Source organism: Brachymonas sp. KE5, from assembly GCF_057773645.1.
On record NZ_CM173463.1, the window covers coordinates 2,518,190 to 2,532,862 of the forward strand.

14 protein-coding genes are annotated in these 14,673 nt (G+C 65.2%); 9 read left to right on the forward strand and 5 right to left on the reverse strand.

The genetic code is table 11. The features are described 5' to 3' along the window. Positions 1 to 21: 21 nt before the first annotated feature. The 7 genes from radA (at position 22) to ACX36O_RS12005 (ending at position 7,819) form a co-directional block, all read left to right on the forward strand. The gene (radA, locus tag ACX36O_RS11975; protein ID WP_371699056.1) at positions 22 to 1,416 is read left to right on the forward strand and encodes a DNA repair protein RadA; all 1,395 of its coding nucleotides are present in this window, start codon (positions 22 to 24) and stop codon (positions 1,414 to 1,416) included. Between the two features lie 417 nt (positions 1,417 to 1,833). Next, entirely contained in the window at positions 1,834 to 3,147 is a 1,314-nt protein-coding gene (gene proV / locus ACX36O_RS11980; protein WP_488359836.1) for a glycine betaine/L-proline ABC transporter ATP-binding protein ProV, read from the forward strand. A gap of 135 nt (positions 3,148 to 3,282) precedes the next feature. Further along, positions 3,283 to 4,569: a glycine betaine/L-proline ABC transporter permease ProW gene (gene proW / locus ACX36O_RS11985; RefSeq protein ID WP_213361848.1), complete on the forward strand. Its 1,287-nt coding sequence runs from the start codon at positions 3,283 to 3,285 to the stop codon at positions 4,567 to 4,569. Between the two features lie 65 nt (positions 4,570 to 4,634). Further along, on the forward strand, positions 4,635 to 5,651 hold the full coding sequence (gene proX, locus ACX36O_RS11990) for a glycine betaine/L-proline ABC transporter substrate-binding protein ProX (protein ID WP_213361850.1): 1,017 nt from the start codon (positions 4,635 to 4,637) through the stop codon (positions 5,649 to 5,651). A 228-nt stretch (positions 5,652 to 5,879) separates the two neighbouring features. Beyond that, positions 5,880 to 6,815: a branched-chain amino acid transaminase gene (locus ACX36O_RS11995; protein ID WP_213361852.1), complete on the forward strand. Its 936-nt coding sequence runs from the start codon at positions 5,880 to 5,882 to the stop codon at positions 6,813 to 6,815. A 25-nt stretch (positions 6,816 to 6,840) separates the two neighbouring features. After that, positions 6,841 to 7,047 (forward strand): zinc-finger domain-containing protein, encoded by a 207-nt coding sequence (locus ACX36O_RS12000; protein WP_213361854.1) that lies wholly within the window; start codon positions 6,841 to 6,843, stop codon positions 7,045 to 7,047. A gap of 16 nt (positions 7,048 to 7,063) precedes the next feature. Continuing rightward, positions 7,064 to 7,819: a glycosyltransferase family 2 protein gene (locus tag ACX36O_RS12005; protein WP_213361855.1), complete on the forward strand. Its 756-nt coding sequence runs from the start codon at positions 7,064 to 7,066 to the stop codon at positions 7,817 to 7,819. A 184-nt stretch (positions 7,820 to 8,003) separates the two neighbouring features. On the opposite strand, the gene ACX36O_RS12010 is transcribed toward ACX36O_RS12005, so the two are convergent. Beyond that, positions 8,004 to 9,674, reverse strand: a complete 1,671-nt coding sequence (locus tag ACX36O_RS12010) for an AmpG family muropeptide MFS transporter (RefSeq protein ID WP_213361856.1) — start codon at positions 9,672 to 9,674, stop codon at positions 8,004 to 8,006. A gap of 89 nt (positions 9,675 to 9,763) precedes the next feature. Between ACX36O_RS12010 and ACX36O_RS12015 the strand changes: the two genes are divergently transcribed. Next, entirely contained in the window at positions 9,764 to 10,642 is an 879-nt protein-coding gene (locus ACX36O_RS12015; protein ID WP_213361858.1) for a M48 family metallopeptidase, read from the forward strand. A gap of 68 nt (positions 10,643 to 10,710) precedes the next feature. Here ACX36O_RS12015 and ACX36O_RS12020 read toward each other — a convergent pair whose 3' ends face one another. Beyond that, positions 10,711 to 11,349, reverse strand: coding sequence for an MBL fold metallo-hydrolase (locus ACX36O_RS12020; RefSeq protein ID WP_213361860.1), 639 nt, complete (start codon positions 11,347 to 11,349; stop codon positions 10,711 to 10,713). Positions 11,350 to 11,351: 2 nt separating this feature from the next. Next, positions 11,352 to 12,143: an exodeoxyribonuclease III gene (locus ACX36O_RS12025; RefSeq protein ID WP_213361863.1), complete on the reverse strand. Its 792-nt coding sequence runs from the start codon at positions 12,141 to 12,143 to the stop codon at positions 11,352 to 11,354. A 44-nt stretch (positions 12,144 to 12,187) separates the two neighbouring features. On the opposite strand from ACX36O_RS12025, the gene pyrE reads away from it, so the two are divergent. Beyond that, complete coding sequence (pyrE, locus tag ACX36O_RS12030; RefSeq protein ID WP_213361865.1) at positions 12,188 to 12,886, forward strand: orotate phosphoribosyltransferase; 699 nt, start codon at positions 12,188 to 12,190, stop codon at positions 12,884 to 12,886. Positions 12,887 to 12,964: 78 nt separating this feature from the next. Here the strand turns inward: pyrE and ACX36O_RS12035 are convergent, their stop codons facing one another. Further along, positions 12,965 to 13,870, reverse strand: coding sequence for a phosphatidate cytidylyltransferase (locus ACX36O_RS12035; protein WP_250131129.1), 906 nt, complete (start codon positions 13,868 to 13,870; stop codon positions 12,965 to 12,967). A gap of 83 nt (positions 13,871 to 13,953) precedes the next feature. Continuing rightward, positions 13,954 to 14,643: a lysophospholipid acyltransferase family protein gene (locus ACX36O_RS12040; protein WP_213361870.1), complete on the reverse strand. Its 690-nt coding sequence runs from the start codon at positions 14,641 to 14,643 to the stop codon at positions 13,954 to 13,956. Positions 14,644 to 14,673 lie beyond the last annotated feature (30 nt).

Genomic DNA, 14,673 nt, shown 5'->3' on the forward strand with positions numbered 1-14,673 from the left:
CCTGCCCCCTACAATGCCGCCATGGCAGCCCCCAAATCCCAATTTACCTGCAATGCCTGCGGCGCGGCCAGTCCGCGCTGGCTGGGCAAATGTCCCGCCTGTGGCGCCTGGAACAGCCTGGAAGAGACCGTGCTCAATCCGGCCCAGGGCATCGTCGGCAAGAACCGGCTGAGCGGCCAGCACCAGGCGCTGGCCGGTGCCAGCGAAGTGGCCACACTGGCCGACATCAAGGCGGAAGACGTGGCGCGCACGCCGACCGGCATCGGCGAGCTGGATCGCGTGCTGGGCGGGGGTGTGGTGGACGGCGGGGTAACGCTGATCGGCGGTGATCCGGGCATTGGCAAATCGACGCTGCTGCTGCAGGCGCTCGATGCGCTGCAGTTGCAGGGGCTGCAGACGCTGTATGTCACGGGCGAGGAAAGCGCGGCCCAGGTGGCCCTGCGTTCGCGCCGGCTCGGGCTGGAAGGCTCGCAGGTGCGCGTGCTGGCCGAGATCCAGCTGGAGAAAATCCTGGCCACGCTGCAGGCCGAGCAGCCGCAGGTGGCCGTGATCGACTCGATCCAGACCGTGTACAGCGATGCACTGAGCAGCGCGCCGGGCAGCGTGGCGCAGGTGCGCGAGTGTGCGGCGCACCTGACGCGCTTTGCCAAGGCCAGCGGCACGGCGGTGGTGCTGGTGGGCCATGTGACCAAGGACGGGCAACTGGCCGGGCCGCGTGTGCTGGAGCATATCGTCGATACCGTGCTCTACTTCGAGGGCGATACGCACAGCGCCTACCGCCTGATCCGCGCCTTCAAGAACCGTTTTGGCGCCGTCAACGAAATGGGCGTATTCGCCATGACGGAAAAGGGACTCAAGGGCGTGAGCAATCCGAGCGCGATTTTCCTGAGCACGCATGGCGAGCCGGTGCCGGGCAGCTGCGTGCTTGTGACGCTGGAAGGCAGCAGGCCGCTGCTGGTGGAAATCCAGGCGCTGGTGGATGGCGCGGGACCGAGTCCGCGCCGGCTGAGCGTGGGTCTGGAGCGCGATCGTCTGGCCATGCTGCTGGCGGTGCTGCACCGGCACGGAGGCGTGGCCAGTGGTGATCAGGACGTGTTCGTGAACGCCGTGGGCGGCGTGCGCATCAGCGAGCCGGCCGCCGATCTTGCCGTACTGCTGGCGATTACCAGCAGCCTGCGCGGCAAGGCGCTGCCGAAGGGGTTCTTTGCGTTTGGCGAGGTGGGTCTGGCAGGCGAGGTGCGGCCGGCGCCGCGGGGGCAGGAGCGATTGAAGGAAGCAGCCAAGCTGGGCTTCTCGGTGGCCATCGTGCCCAAGGCCAACATGCCGAAAAAGCCGGGCAAGGAGTTCGAAGGGCTGACCATCCACGCCGTAGAGCGGGTGGAGCAGGCGATGGAGCTGGTGCAGCAGTTACAGTAAGTGGCGTTGCCAAGGGAGATGACGGGGCGCAAACCCGGTCGCCCGGACGAATTTTCACCATCGTCCGTCAATTAACCGACAACTTCATTGATCCGACAGCATTTCGTCAGATTTGCATTTCTCCGGAAATGCCGTTAGACTGCCGCCTTTCCGTTTTTGGCGCTGCCGCCGGTAGTGCCTGTTTGCGAAAATACATCCCTCGTTGGCCGTCCGCACCGCCTGTGCCGTGACGGCAAGGACTTGCTGGGAGCATCGCGCCTCCCACATCGCCCGCCCGGGGTTCGCCATTCGTGCAGTGGCGTACAACCCCATCCCTACAACCAGGCAGTCGGCTTTGTCCGGCCTGTTGTCGGCGTCCCAGGCGTCTTCATTTCATTCACAACAGTGCCCGCCGCCTGCCTCTGCAGAGAGGAAAGCATGGCAAGAAAAATCGAGATCGAGCATCTGTTCAAGGTCTTTGGCGACGACCCCGCCAAGGCGCTGGAGCTGGTGCGCCAGGGTCTGACCAAGCAGCAGATCGTCGAGCAGACCGGTGCCTCCATCGGCGTGTTCGACGCCAGCTTCACCATCGAGGCCGGTGAAATCTTCGTCATCATGGGATTGTCCGGTTCGGGCAAGTCCACGCTGGTGCGCATGCTCAACCGCCTGATCGAGCCCACTTCCGGCCGTATTCTGGTCGATGGCGAGGATATCGGTGCCTACAACGAACCGCAGTTGCGCGCCTTCCGCCGTAAGGACATCAGCATGGTGTTCCAGTCCTTCGCGCTGCTGCCGCACCTGACGGTGCTGGAGAACACCGCTTTCGGTCTGGAGCTGGCCGGGGTGGACAAGGCAGCGCGCAACGAACAGGCACGCCTCGCGCTGGCGCAGGTGGGGCTGGACGTGTGGGCCAACAGCTATCCGGACGAACTGTCCGGCGGCATGCAACAGCGCGTCGGTCTGGCCCGGGCGCTGGCGGCCGATCCGTCGATTCTGCTGATGGACGAGGCTTTTTCCGCGCTGGATCCGATCATCCGCAGCGAGATGCAGGGCGAGCTGCTGCGCCTGCAGCAGGAGAAGCAGCGCACCATCGTGTTCATCTCGCACGATCTGGACGAGGCCATGCGCATCGGCGACCGCATTGCCATCATGAAGGACGGCATGGTGGTGCAGGTGGGCAGCCCGGAAGACATTCTGCGCAATCCGGCCAACGACTATGTGCGCAGCTTCATCAGCGGCGTGGATGCGTCGGCGGTGTTCAAGGCCGGCGACATCGCACGCAAGCTGCAGGTGGAAGTGGCTGTGAGCCCCCTGCGCGGCTGCCGGCCGGCGCTGCAGCGCATGTCCGAGCACGACCGCGACTGGGCCTGCGTGGTCGATCCCTCCTATAAGTACCAAGGCATGATATCGGCCGACTCGCTGCGCGCGGCGCTGCACGGGCACGAAGGCCCGCTCGGCTTGCAGCATGCGCTGGTACCGGGCATCACGCCGGTGGACAGCAGCTTCCCGGTGCGCGAGCTGTACGGCCGCATGCTGGAAACGCCCAGCCCGTTGCCGGTGGTGGACGAGCGTGGCCGCTACGTGGGCAGCATCAGCAAGAACACGCTGCTGCGTTTTCTCGATCCGGAGACCGATATCGCGGGCAATCCGCTGCCGCAAGGCGAAACCGCCGAAGCTGCGGCGCCGGATCAGCTGCCGGCCCTGGCATTGGCTGCCGAGGCCCCTCGCCCCGCAGCCACCCCCGCGGCCTGAACCCGTTCGTTTTTCAGGATGCGCTGCAGCGTCAACATCAAGCCTGAGGCCCCGCCGCGCACCCTGCCCTTTTCCCGCATGCTTTCTGCGGCAGCGCCCCTTGCGCGCCGCCGCTGACCGATCAGGAGCAATTCCATGAGCACAGAGTCCACGCAGGACCTTTCGCGCCCGGCCGATTCCGGCGCCGGCACGGACAATCCCTATGAAACCACCGCCGCCAGCAGCAATGACAACTGGCTCAACGGCCCCGATGCCGTCACGGCCAACGAAGCCTTGCAGGCCCCCGTCACCGACGCGGCCGATGCCGGCGACCCCTACGCCCTGAGCGGCGCCAGCGACAGCAACGACAACTGGCTGAACGGCCCCGATGCGGTGGTCACCAATGAAGCATTGGGAGATGCCACTGCCGCCGGCGCCGATACCGGTGTCGCCGCGCTCGACACTGCCGGCAGCGAAGGCCTGTCCTTCAACCAGCTGTTCGACGGCAGCCTGCCGGTGCAGGACTGGATCAACCAGGGACTGGACTGGTTCGTGGCGCATTTCCGCCCTGCTTTCCAGGCCCTGCGCGGCCCGGTGGACGGCATCCTGAGCGGCGTGGAAGCCGCCCTGCTGTACCCTTCCACCCCCGTGATGATCGCCCTGCTGTCGCTGCTCGCCTGGCAGCTGGCCGGCGCGCGCCTCGCCATCGGCACGCTGGTCTCGCTGCTGGTGCTTGCCGTGCTCGGCATCTGGCCCGAGACCATGGTCACGCTGTCGCTGGTGCTGACCTCGCTGTTCTTCTGCATCGTGATCGGCCTGCCGCTGGGCATCTGGCTCGCCAACAGCGACCGGGCCGAGCGCTTCGTGCGCCCGGTGCTGGACGCCATGCAGACCACCCCCGCCTTCGTCTATCTGGTGCCGGTGGTGATGCTGTTCGGCATCGGCAACGTGCCCGGCGTGATCGTCACCATCATCTTTGCCCTGGCTCCACTGGTGCGCCTGACTTCGCTCGGCATCCGCCAGGTGCGCCCGGATCTGGTCGAGGCGGCCCGTGCCTACGGCGCCTCGCCCTGGCAGATGCTGACCAAGGTGCAGATGCCGCTGGCCATGCCGTCCATCATGGCCGGCATCAACCAGTCGCTGATGCTGAGCCTGTCGATGGTGGTGATCGCCTCCATGATCGCCGTGGGCGGCCTGGGCCTGATGGTGCTGCGCGGCATCGGCCGCCTGGACATGGGCCTGGCCACCGTGGGTGGCTTGGGCATCGTGATTCTGGCCATTCTGCTGGACCGCATCACGCAGGCCATGGGCCAGAGCGACCGCAAGAGCCTGCGCTGGTACCAGCGCGGCCCGGTCGGGCTGCTGCGCCGCCTGCTGCAGCCGCGCGCCCAGGCCAAGGGTGCCCCGGCCGCTGTTCAGCCGCTGTCTCACGTCGCTGTCTGACCTCCACTCCCGCCCCGGTGACGCGCCGCGTCACCCGGCCCTGTCGATTCTCCGAAAGGAACCCCATGACCCTGCTTCCCTCCGCCCTCCGTTTTCCCCGCGCCCTGCTCTGCGCCAGCCTGATCGGCCTGGCCGCCTTCAACGCCCACGCCAGCGACGAACAACCCGGCAAGGGCATCCGCATCCAGCCGCTGCAAAGCCCGATCGCCGAAGAAACCTTCCAGACCCAGCTGGTGGTGAAGGCGCTGGAGAAGCTCGGCTACCAGGTCCAGCCCATCAAGGAAGTGGACTACACCGCCGCCCACCTGGCCATCGCCAACGGCGACGCCACCTTCATGGCCGACCACTGGGACCGCCTGCACGAAGACTTCTACCAGAACGCAGGTGGCGACAGCAAGCTCTGGCGCGACAACACCTATTCCGCCGGCGCCCTGCAGGGCTACCTGGTCGACCGCAAGACCGCCGAGCAGCACAAGATCACCAACATCGAGCAGATGAAGGACCCCGCCATTGCCAAGCTGTTCGACACCGACGGCGACGGCAAGGCCAACCTGACCGGCTGCAACCCCGGCTGGGGCTGCGAAAAAGCCATCGAGAAGCACCTGGACAAATTCCAGCTGCGCGGCCACATCCAGCACGTGCAGGGCAACTACTCCGCGCTGATCGCCGACACCATCACGCGCTACCAGCAGGGCAAGCCCATCTTCTATTACACCTGGACGCCCTACTGGGTGAGCAATGTGCTCAAGCCGGGCAAGGACGTGGTGTGGCTGCAGGTGCCCACCAGCCAAGATGTCGGCGCCGACAGCACCGCCCTGCCCAACGGCAAGGACTACGGCTTCATCGTGAACAACCAGCGCATCATGGCCAACCGCCAGTTCATCGAGCAGAACCCCGCGGCGGCCAAGCTGTTCAGCGTGATGAAGCTGCCGATTGCCGCGATCAACGCCCAGAACAAGGCCATGAACGATGGCGCCAACAAGCAGGCCGACATCGACAAGCATGTGGCCGGCTGGATCAAGGCGCACCAGCGCCTGTTCGATGGCTGGATCGCCGAGGCGCGCGCTGCTGGCAAACGCTGATGATTGCTGCCGCGCGGCGGCGCCTTTGCCAGGCGTCGACCGCTGCTCCGCAGCGCCATGCGGCAAGCGCAGCCAGGCTCGGCAAACACCCATGAGGCAGCCCTCGCTCCGCGCACAGGCTGCAACCAGCCGAAAATAGGCGTAAACTTCCTGTTTGTATGAATAATTGCAAGCGGCAGCTCAAGGGGGATCTGCCGCTTTCTGCTGCCAATCGAAGAGGAGATCTGCATGAGCGCACCCACCGCACTGTCCGACCGCGACGGAAAAATCTGGATGGACGGCCAGATGGTCGAGTGGCGCGATGCCAAGGTCCACGTGCTGACGCACACCCTGCACTACGGCTGCGGCGCCTTCGAAGGCGTGCGTGCCTACAAGACGGACAAAGGCCCGGCCATCTTCCGCCTGCAGGAGCACACCCAGCGCCTGTTCAACAGCGCCAAGATCCTGCGCATCCCCATGCCCTTCTCGCAGGAAGAAGTGAACGAGGCACAACGTGCCGTGGTGCGCGAGAACAATCTGGACAGCGGCTACCTGCGCCCGCTGGTGTGGCTGGGCTCCGAGAAGCTGGGCGTTTCGCCCAAGGGCGCCAAAACCCACGTGATGGTCGCCGCCTGGCCCTGGGGCGCCTACCTGGGCGAAGACGGCATGGCCATCGGCATCCGCGTCAAGACCAGCAGCTTCACGCGCCACCACGTCAACATCACCATGACGCAGGCCAAGACGGTCAGCAACTACACCAACTCCATCCTGGCCAATATGGAAGCCACCGACGACGGCTACGACGAAGCCCTGCTGCTGGACAGCGCCGGTTTCGTGAGCGAAGGCTCGGGCGAGAACGTGTTCCTGGTGAAGGACGGCGTGGTCTACACCCCCGACCTGTCCGCCGGCGCCCTCAACGGCATCACACGCAACACCATCACCCACATCTGCAAGGACCTGGGCGTCGAACTGGTGCAAAAGCGCATCACGCGCGACGAGTGCTACATTGCCGATGAGATGTTCTTCACCGGCACTGCCGCCGAAGTCACGCCCATCCGCGAACTGGACCGCGTGCAGATCGGCGAAGGTCGCCGCGGCCCGGTCACCGAAAAGATCCAGACTGCGTTCTTCGACATCGTGAACGGACGCAACCCCAAGTACGCCCACTGGCTCACCCTCGTTTAATGCTTCAAGCCCAGGAACCACTCCCATGACAGCCATCGTCGAACTCAAGGCCAGCGACCTCAACCCGCAGGGCGGCGTATTCTGCCCCAACCCCCTGGCCGACATGAAACTCTGGAACAGCCATCCCAAGGTCTACCTGAACGTGGCCGCGCAGCATGGCGAAGCCAAGTGCCCGTATTGCGGCACCGTGTATCGCCTGAAGGAAGGCGAAGTCGTGGCGCACGGCCACTGATACTGTTCCCTGCTGCATGCTGCTGTCCGCCTACCTGATCACGCTGAACGAGTCCGAACACCTGGCCGAAGTGCTGGAACGCCTGCAGGGCGTGGACGAGATCGTGGTGGTGGACTCCGGCTCCACCGACGGCACGCAGGACATTGCGCGCCGCTTCGGTGCGCGCGTGGTGCACCAGGACTGGCTCGGCTTCGCCAGACAGAAGGCCCATGCCATGAGCCTGTGCCAGGGTGAGTGGGTGCTGTCCATGGATGGTGACGAGGTGCTGCAGCCTGGGGCCATCGACCATATCCGTACCCTCATCGCCAGCACGCCGATGAACGGCTTCACCATCCCGCGCCACGAAGTCTTTATGGGCAGGCCCATGACCAGCAGCCGGCCCGACCAGATGATGCGCCTGTACCGCAAGGACAAGGCCGAATGGGATCTGGTGCGGCTGGTGCACGAGCATGTGGAGGTGCAGCAGCCCACCGGCCGCATCGGGCCGCACATGATCCACTACGGCAACGACACCGTATCCAAGGCGCTGGGCAAGATCAACAGCTATTCCAGCCTGAAGGCGCAGCAGAAGCTCAATGCCGGCAAGCGCGGCTCGGTCGCGAAAATGCTGCTGTCCCCGCTGGGATACTTCACGCGCTACATGCTGGTGCGGCACTTCTGGAAGGAAGGGCTGCCCGGGCTGGTGTATGCCGGCCTGCAGGCAGGCTATGCTTATCTGAGTGAGGCCAAGCTGCTGGAACTGCAACGCAAACAGCACGCCAGGGGCACCTAAGGCAGCAAACAGACCGTCAAGCTGGCCAGCGCTTGCCGTGCACCGCACGGCATCGTTGAAACGCCGCCATGCCTGTACGGGCTTGCATCTCCCTTGGAGGCACCCTTGGGTCCACTGATGCGCGCGAAGAACGGACGGCGCCCAATGCGCGCCCCTCCCCTGCGCCCGCAAGATCTGCCAGCCTTCAGGCCTCTTTCGCCTGCACCGGCAACACCCGGCTGGCCAGCCATACCAGCACCACTACCGGCAAGCCCAGCAAAGCCGTCGTCACGAAGAAAGTGTCATACCCATAGTGGTTGACGAAGGTGCCCGAGAAGCCCGCAATGAACTTGGGCAGCAACAGCATGATGGAGCTGAACAGCGCGTACTGCGTTGCCGAGTAGCTGATGCTGGTCAGGCCTGACAGGTAGGCAATGAAGGCGGCCGAAGCGATGCCGCCCGCCAGATTGTCCGCCGTAATCACCAGCGTCAGCGCACGAGGAATCTCAAACGCGTAGCCGAACACGCTGAACTGCCACACGTCCTGCGCCACCCCGGGCATGGTGCTCAGCCAGGCAAACAGCAGGTTGCTCAGCGCCGACAGCACCGCACCCAGCATCAGCACGCGCATCACGCCGATACGCAGCGCCAGCACGCCGCCGATGAAGGTGCCCAGCAGCGTGAAGAAGATGCCGAACACGCCGCTGACCAGTGCCACCTGTTCCTTGCTGAACTGCATGTCCACATAGAAGGGGTTGGCCATGATGCCCATCACCACGTCGCTGATGCGGTAGATGCTGATCAGCGCCAGGATCAGCAGCGCATGCCAGCGGTAGCGCTGGAAGAAGTCCACGAAGGGCGCGACGAACGAGGCCTGCACGCGCGCCAGCCCGCGTTGCGCGCTGCTGCCGGCAGCCGGACGCAGGCGCGGACTCTTGCCGGCAAAGGTCACTGCCGTGAGCGCCGCTGCCAGAAGCACCACCAGCGTCAGCAGATGGCCGCCGGTGGCCGCCTGCAAGGGCTTGATCCACTCTGCCTTGGCCGCCTGCGCCACCGACACCACCACAAACGCCACCCAGCCCAGAAAGGCCGCAATGCCCGTCAGCGCCACACCCTGCCCGGCCACCTGCTGCAGGGCACGCTCGTACACCGGATCATGGGCCTTGCCGTCGGCATCCCGGTTGCGCTCCGCCGGTTCGGACGAGAACAGCACGGTGATCACCCCCACCAGCATGGCCGCGGCCATGGACAGGTAGCCCACCGTCCAGCCCTGGTTGTTGTAGCCGGGGCCAGCCGGCGCATAGGTGCGCTCGGCCCAGGCGGCCAGGCTCAGCACACCGGCTCCGGCACAGATCATGGCCAGCCGGTAGCCGGTCTGGTAGTTGGCGGCCAGCACGGCCTGCCTTTCAATAGTCGCCGATTCGATGCGGAAGGCATCGAGCGCAATGTCCTGCGTGGCCGAGGCGAAGGCCACCAGCAGCGCCAGCTTGGCCAGCGTTTCCACGCCCTGCTCGGCCGGGTTGTACAGTGCCATGCCGACCAGGCCGCCCATGATGGTGAGCTGCGCCACCAGCAGCCAGCTGCGGCGCCGTCCCAGCCAGCGCGTCAGCAGCGGAATCGGCAACCGGTCTACCAGCGGCGCCCACACCCACTTGAAGCCGTAGGCCAGCGCCACCCAGCCGAGGAAGCTGATGGTGGCGCGGTCGATGCCCGCTTCGCGCAGGCGAAAGCTCAGCGTGCCCAGCACCAGCAGCAGCGGCAGGCCGGCGGAAAAGCCCAACGCCAGCATGCGCAGGCTGGCCGGTTCGAGATAGACGCGCAGCGACTGGGCCCAGGTGAGCTTGGGAGAAGACGTAACGGAAGGGGAATCGGCCATCGGGTTCTTTCTGTACCGCTGTCGTCACAGCTGCAAGGGTTTGCAAACTGCCTGCAATTTCGGCGGGCTCGCGCTATTATCCGCGCACTATGTGCCTGTTCTGCATCTCGCGCCATTCCGCCTGGAGCCAGGGCTCCAGCCCCTCTTCCCCGCAACGCCGCCTGTTCCTGCGCGGCGGTTCGGCTGCGGCCGCCGCTGCCGGGCTGGCTGCCGCCGTGCCGGCACAGGCGCAGGTGGACGTGGGCAAATCCTCGGCCTGGCGCCAGCTGATTCCTGCGGACCAGATCGAGCAGGCAGCCACCTCGCAATACAACCAGATGCGCTCGCAGGCGCGCAGCAAGCGGGTGCTGCGTCCGGCCAGCGATCCGCAGCTGCAGCAACTGCAGAAGATCGCCGAGCGCATCATTCCGCACGCGCCGCGCTGGAACGAGCGCGCCCGCGACTGGAAGTGGGAAATCAGCCTGATCGACAGCCCGGACCTGAACGCCTTCTGCATGCCCGGCGGCAAGATCGCCTTCTTCACCGGCATTCTGGACCGGCTCAAGCTCTCGTCGGACGAAGCCGCCGTGATCATGGGCCACGAAATGGCGCATGCCCTGCGCGAACATGCGCGCGAGCGCCTGGCCAAGACCAGCGCCACCAACATGGGTCTGTCGATTGCCTCGCAGCTGTTCGGCCTGGGCGATCTGGGGCAGGCGGCGGCCAATATCGGCACCGAACTGCTGGCGCTGCGCTACAGCCGCAGCGACGAAACCGAGGCTGATGTGGTCGGGCTGGAGCTGTCGGCACGCGGCGCCTTCAATCCGCGTGCCGGTGTGTCCCTGTGGAACAAGATGATTGCCGCCAACGGACGCGGCAACATGGCCTTCCTGTCCTCGCATCCCAGCGGGCCGGACCGCATCCGGCAGCTGCAGGCGACGATCCCCAAGGTAGAGAACCTGTACCGTCAGGCGGGCGGCAAGGGCTGAAGCACGGCTGCTGTCCCGCTCTGGCCACTTGTGGTCAGGCGGCTGGCATGGGAAGCTGCGAAGCCTGATCAGGTTCCGGCGACAAACGGATTGCTCACCCGCTCGCGCCCGAAGCTGCTCTCCGGGCCGTGGCCGGGGATGAACACCGTGTCGTTCCCCATCGGCCACAGGCGCTGCGTGATACTGGCGATCAGGGTGTCGTAGTCACCGCCCGGAAAATCCGTGCGGCCAATCGACCCGGCAAACAGCACGTCGCCCACAAAGGCGCGATTGGCCTCGGGCGAGTAGAACACCACATGCCCCGGCGTGTGCCCCGGGCAGTGGCGCACCTGCAGCGTGCTGTTGCCCACCTGCACCGTATCGCCATCGTGCAGCCAGCGCGTCGGGGTGAAGGTGGCGGCCGGAGGAAAGCCATAGTTCACTGCGGTGGCCGGCAGCGCATCAATCCAGTACTGGTCACCCTCGTGCGGGCCGATGATGGGCAGATCCAGCTTGCCGGACAGTTCGGCCGTGCCTGCGCAATGGTCCACATGGCAGTGCGTCAGCAGGATCTGCCTGAGCGTGATGCCCTGCTTTTGGGCAAAGGCCAGCAGGCGCGGCAGGTCGCCGCCCGGATCGACCACCGCTCCTTCCATGGTCTGGTCGCACCAGAGGATGGAGCAGTTCTGCTGGAACGGCGTGACGGGAATGGTGTGGTAGTGCAGCATGGTCAGAGTGTGAAATCGTAGTCGATCGTGATCGGTGCATGGTCGGAGAACTTCTCGCCCTTGTAGATGGACTCGACCTGTGCATGCGCGGCCAGCGCCGGCGTAGCCAGATGGTAATCCAGACGCCAGCCCACGTTCTTGGCATAGGCCTGGCCGCGGTTGCTCCACCAGGTGTAGCACTCGTCCGTGGCCTCGGGCTTGAGCTGGCGATAGACATCGACGATGCCCGCCTCGCCCAGCAGGCGCGTCATCCAGGCGCGTTCCTCGGGCAGGAAACCGCTGTTCTTGCGGTTGCCCTTCCAGTTCTTCAGGTCGATCTCGTTGTGCGCGATGTTCACGTCGCCGCACAGGATGAACTCCCGGTCGCGCTTGAGTTCGAGCAGGTAGGGGAACATCTCGTCCAGGAAGCGGTACTTGGCCGCCTGGCGCTCCTCGCCCGAGGAACCACTCGGGAAATAGCAGCTGATGATGGACAGCTTGCGCGCCGGCGTATCGAAGCGCAGTTCGATGTAGCGGCCCTCGGCATCGAACTCGGCCGAGCCGAAGCCCACGCGCACATCGCTGGGCGCGTGGCGCGTGTAGATGCCCACGCCCGAATAGCCCTTCTTCTCGGCAAAATGGAAATAGCCCTGCAGTTCGGCCAGCACTTCGAAGCGGCCCACGATATCGGCCTGCTGTGCCTTCACTTCCTGAACACACATACAATCAGGAGCATGCGCAGCCAGCCAGGGCTCCAGGCCCTTGGTGGTGGCCGAACGGATGCCATTGAGATTCAAACTGGTCAAACGGAACACTGCGCGCTACTCCCTCGATTCACTGATTTTCTGTCTGCCCAACCATGAGCCAAGCCGCCCCCACTCCCGCCCCGATCGACCATCTGGCCGAAGATTTCGTTGCCTTTGCGGTGGACAGCGGCGTGCTGCGCTTTGGCAGCTTCATCACCAAGGCCGGCCGCCAGTCGCCCTACTTCTTCAACGCAGGGCTGTTCAACGACGGCGCCATGCTGGGCCGGCTGGCCCAATTCTATGCGCAGCGCATCCTGTCCAGCGGCATCCAATACGACATGCTGTTCGGCCCGGCCTACAAGGGCATCCCGCTGGTGGCCGCGGTGGCGGTCGAACTGGCTCGCCTGGGCCACAACAAGCCCTTTGCCTACAACCGCAAGGAAGCCAAGGACCATGGCGAAGGCGGCAGTCTGGTGGGCGCGCCGCTGCAGGGCCGCGTGCTGATCGTGGACGATGTGATGTCGGCCGGCACCGCAGTGCGCGAGTCGATTGCGCTGATCCAGGCTGCCGGCGCCATCCCGGCTGCCGTGGCCGTGGCGCTGGATCGCCAGGAAATGGCCACCGAAAACGGCCAGGACGTGCCCTACAGCGCCGTGCAATATGTGCGCGAGCAGCTCGGCATGCAGGTCTGCGCGATTGCCACGCTGGACGACCTGCTGGGCTATCTGGCGCACCTGCCGCAAGGCGGCACCAGCATGGCCGAGCACCATGCGCAAGTGCTGGCCTATCGCGAGCGCTACGGCGTGCGCTGAGTTCGCTGCCTCCGCTGAGCCCCCACAGGATCTCGCTCTCAGCGCCTCCCGGCGCTGAATGTGCCCGGCTGCAGCCGATCAGGCCTTCCAAAAATAGCGCACCACGTGGAAAAACACCGGTGCCGCAAAGCAGATCGAATCCACCCGGTCCAGCATGCCGCCATGGCCCTGGATCAGGTTGCCCCAGTCCTTCACGCCGCGGTCGCGCTTGATGGCGGACATCACCAGTCCGCCCAGAAAGCCCATGGTGCAGATCAGCAGCCCGATCAGGCCGGCCTGCCAGGGCGTGAACGGCGTCAGTGGATAGAGTGCCACGGCCAGCAGGCTGGCACTGGCGATGCCGCCCACGGTGCCCACCACCGTCTTGGACGGTGACAGCGCCGGCAGAATCTTGCGCTTGCCCAGCAGCTTGCCCCAGATGTACTGCAGCACGTCGCTGGCCTGCACCACGCCGATCAGGAACACCAGCAGCAGGATGTTGGTGGAATAGCCCTCGATGCGCAGGTTCATCAGCGCCGGCACGTGCGACAGGCAGAACACGCTGATCATCACCGCCCACTGGATCTTGGAGGTGCGTTCCAGGAAGCGCGCCGTCTCGCCTCCCAGGCTGGCCAGGATCGGCAGCAACAGAAAGCCGTAGACCGGAATGAAGATCGAGAACATGCCGTACCAGTCGGTCAGCACGAACCAGTACTGCAGCGGCAGCAGCAGGTAGAAGCAGGCCACCAGCACGCCGTAGTCGCTGCGCCGGCTGTAGACCAGCGCCAGAAACTCGCGCAAGGCCACGAAGGACACCAGGAAGAACAGCACGATGGTGCCCACGCGCCCGAACAGGAAGGCCAGCAACAGCACCAGCGACATGATCCACCAGGCATCGATGCGCGCATTGAGGTTGTCGATGGTGGCGCTGGGCTGGCCGTGCAGGCGGTACTTGAGCGTGCGGCCCACGAGGCTGGCCACCAGCAGCACGGCGAACAGCACCATGAACACGTGGCCGGCCTCGGCCTGGAAACGCTGCGCATGCTGCGCCACACCGTCTGCAACCTGGCGCGAGGTATCGAACAGGCTCATGCTTTTTCTCCGCTGGATGTGGTGGGGGCGGCCTGCCGTTCAGGTGCATGCAGGACCGCCAGGGCCAGCAAGGCATCGCTGGTGCGCTTGAGGAACGAGGCCTTGCCCTCCCCTTCCTGCAAAGCCACCGGCTGACCGATATTCACATGGCACAGCAAGGGCACCGGAATCAGCTTGCCCTTGGGCAGCACCCGGTTGATGTTCTCCAGCCAGACCGGAATGAATTCCGTGCCCGGATGGTTGAGCGCCAGGTGGTAAATGCCGCTCTTGAACGGCTGCATCACGATGTCGTCATCCATCTTGCGCGTGCCTTCGGGAAAGATGATCAGCGACTCGCCGCGCATCAGCGCCTCGCCCATGGCGTCGATGGCCGCGCGCGGATCGTGTCCTTGCCGGTCGATCAGCAGGCCGTTGAACACCTTGTGCATCAGAAAGCGCCGCAGCGCTCCCTTGCCCCAGTAGTCGGCCCCTGCCACCGGGCGCACCTTCAGGCGCCAGCGCTTGGGCAGGGCCGCCCACACCAGCACGAAATCGCCGTGGCTGTTGTGGTTGGCGTAGTACACCTTGCCGCGCGGCGAAAACGCCAGTTCGTGCGGGCGCTTGGGCGTCACGCCCGTCACCAGCGAAGCGAAGAAGATCAGAACGGTATCGATGATCCGTACCAGCAGGTTTTGCAGGAGCTCCATGGCGACTGCCTTTCCGTGAAAAATCGGGAT

Excerpts from the sequence above, each read along its gene's own strand:
- ACX36O_RS12020 (WP_213361860.1), bottom strand. The coding sequence starts at position 11,349 with ATGCTGCACTACCACACCATTCCCGTCACGCCGTTCCAGCAGAACTGC.
- proW (WP_213361848.1), top strand. The coding sequence starts at position 3,283 with ATGAGCACAGAGTCCACGCAGGACCTTTCGCGCCCGGCCGATTCCGGC.
- ACX36O_RS12015 (WP_213361858.1), top strand. The coding sequence starts at position 9,764 with ATGTGCCTGTTCTGCATCTCGCGCCATTCCGCCTGGAGCCAGGGCTCC.
- ACX36O_RS11995 (WP_213361852.1), top strand. The coding sequence starts at position 5,880 with ATGAGCGCACCCACCGCACTGTCCGACCGCGACGGAAAAATCTGGATG.
- radA (WP_371699056.1), top strand. The coding sequence starts at position 22 with ATGGCAGCCCCCAAATCCCAATTTACCTGCAATGCCTGCGGCGCGGCC.
- proX (WP_213361850.1), top strand. The coding sequence starts at position 4,635 with ATGACCCTGCTTCCCTCCGCCCTCCGTTTTCCCCGCGCCCTGCTCTGC.
- ACX36O_RS12040 (WP_213361870.1), bottom strand. The coding sequence starts at position 14,643 with ATGGAGCTCCTGCAAAACCTGCTGGTACGGATCATCGATACCGTTCTG.
- pyrE (WP_213361865.1), top strand. The coding sequence starts at position 12,188 with ATGAGCCAAGCCGCCCCCACTCCCGCCCCGATCGACCATCTGGCCGAA.
- proV (WP_488359836.1), top strand. The coding sequence starts at position 1,834 with ATGGCAAGAAAAATCGAGATCGAGCATCTGTTCAAGGTCTTTGGCGAC.
- ACX36O_RS12010 (WP_213361856.1), bottom strand. The coding sequence starts at position 9,674 with ATGGCCGATTCCCCTTCCGTTACGTCTTCTCCCAAGCTCACCTGGGCC.
- ACX36O_RS12000 (WP_213361854.1), top strand. The coding sequence starts at position 6,841 with ATGACAGCCATCGTCGAACTCAAGGCCAGCGACCTCAACCCGCAGGGC.
- ACX36O_RS12035 (WP_250131129.1), bottom strand. The coding sequence starts at position 13,870 with ATGGTGCTGTTCGCCGTGCTGCTGGTGGCCAGCCTCGTGGGCCGCACG.
- ACX36O_RS12005 (WP_213361855.1), top strand. The coding sequence starts at position 7,064 with ATGCTGCTGTCCGCCTACCTGATCACGCTGAACGAGTCCGAACACCTG.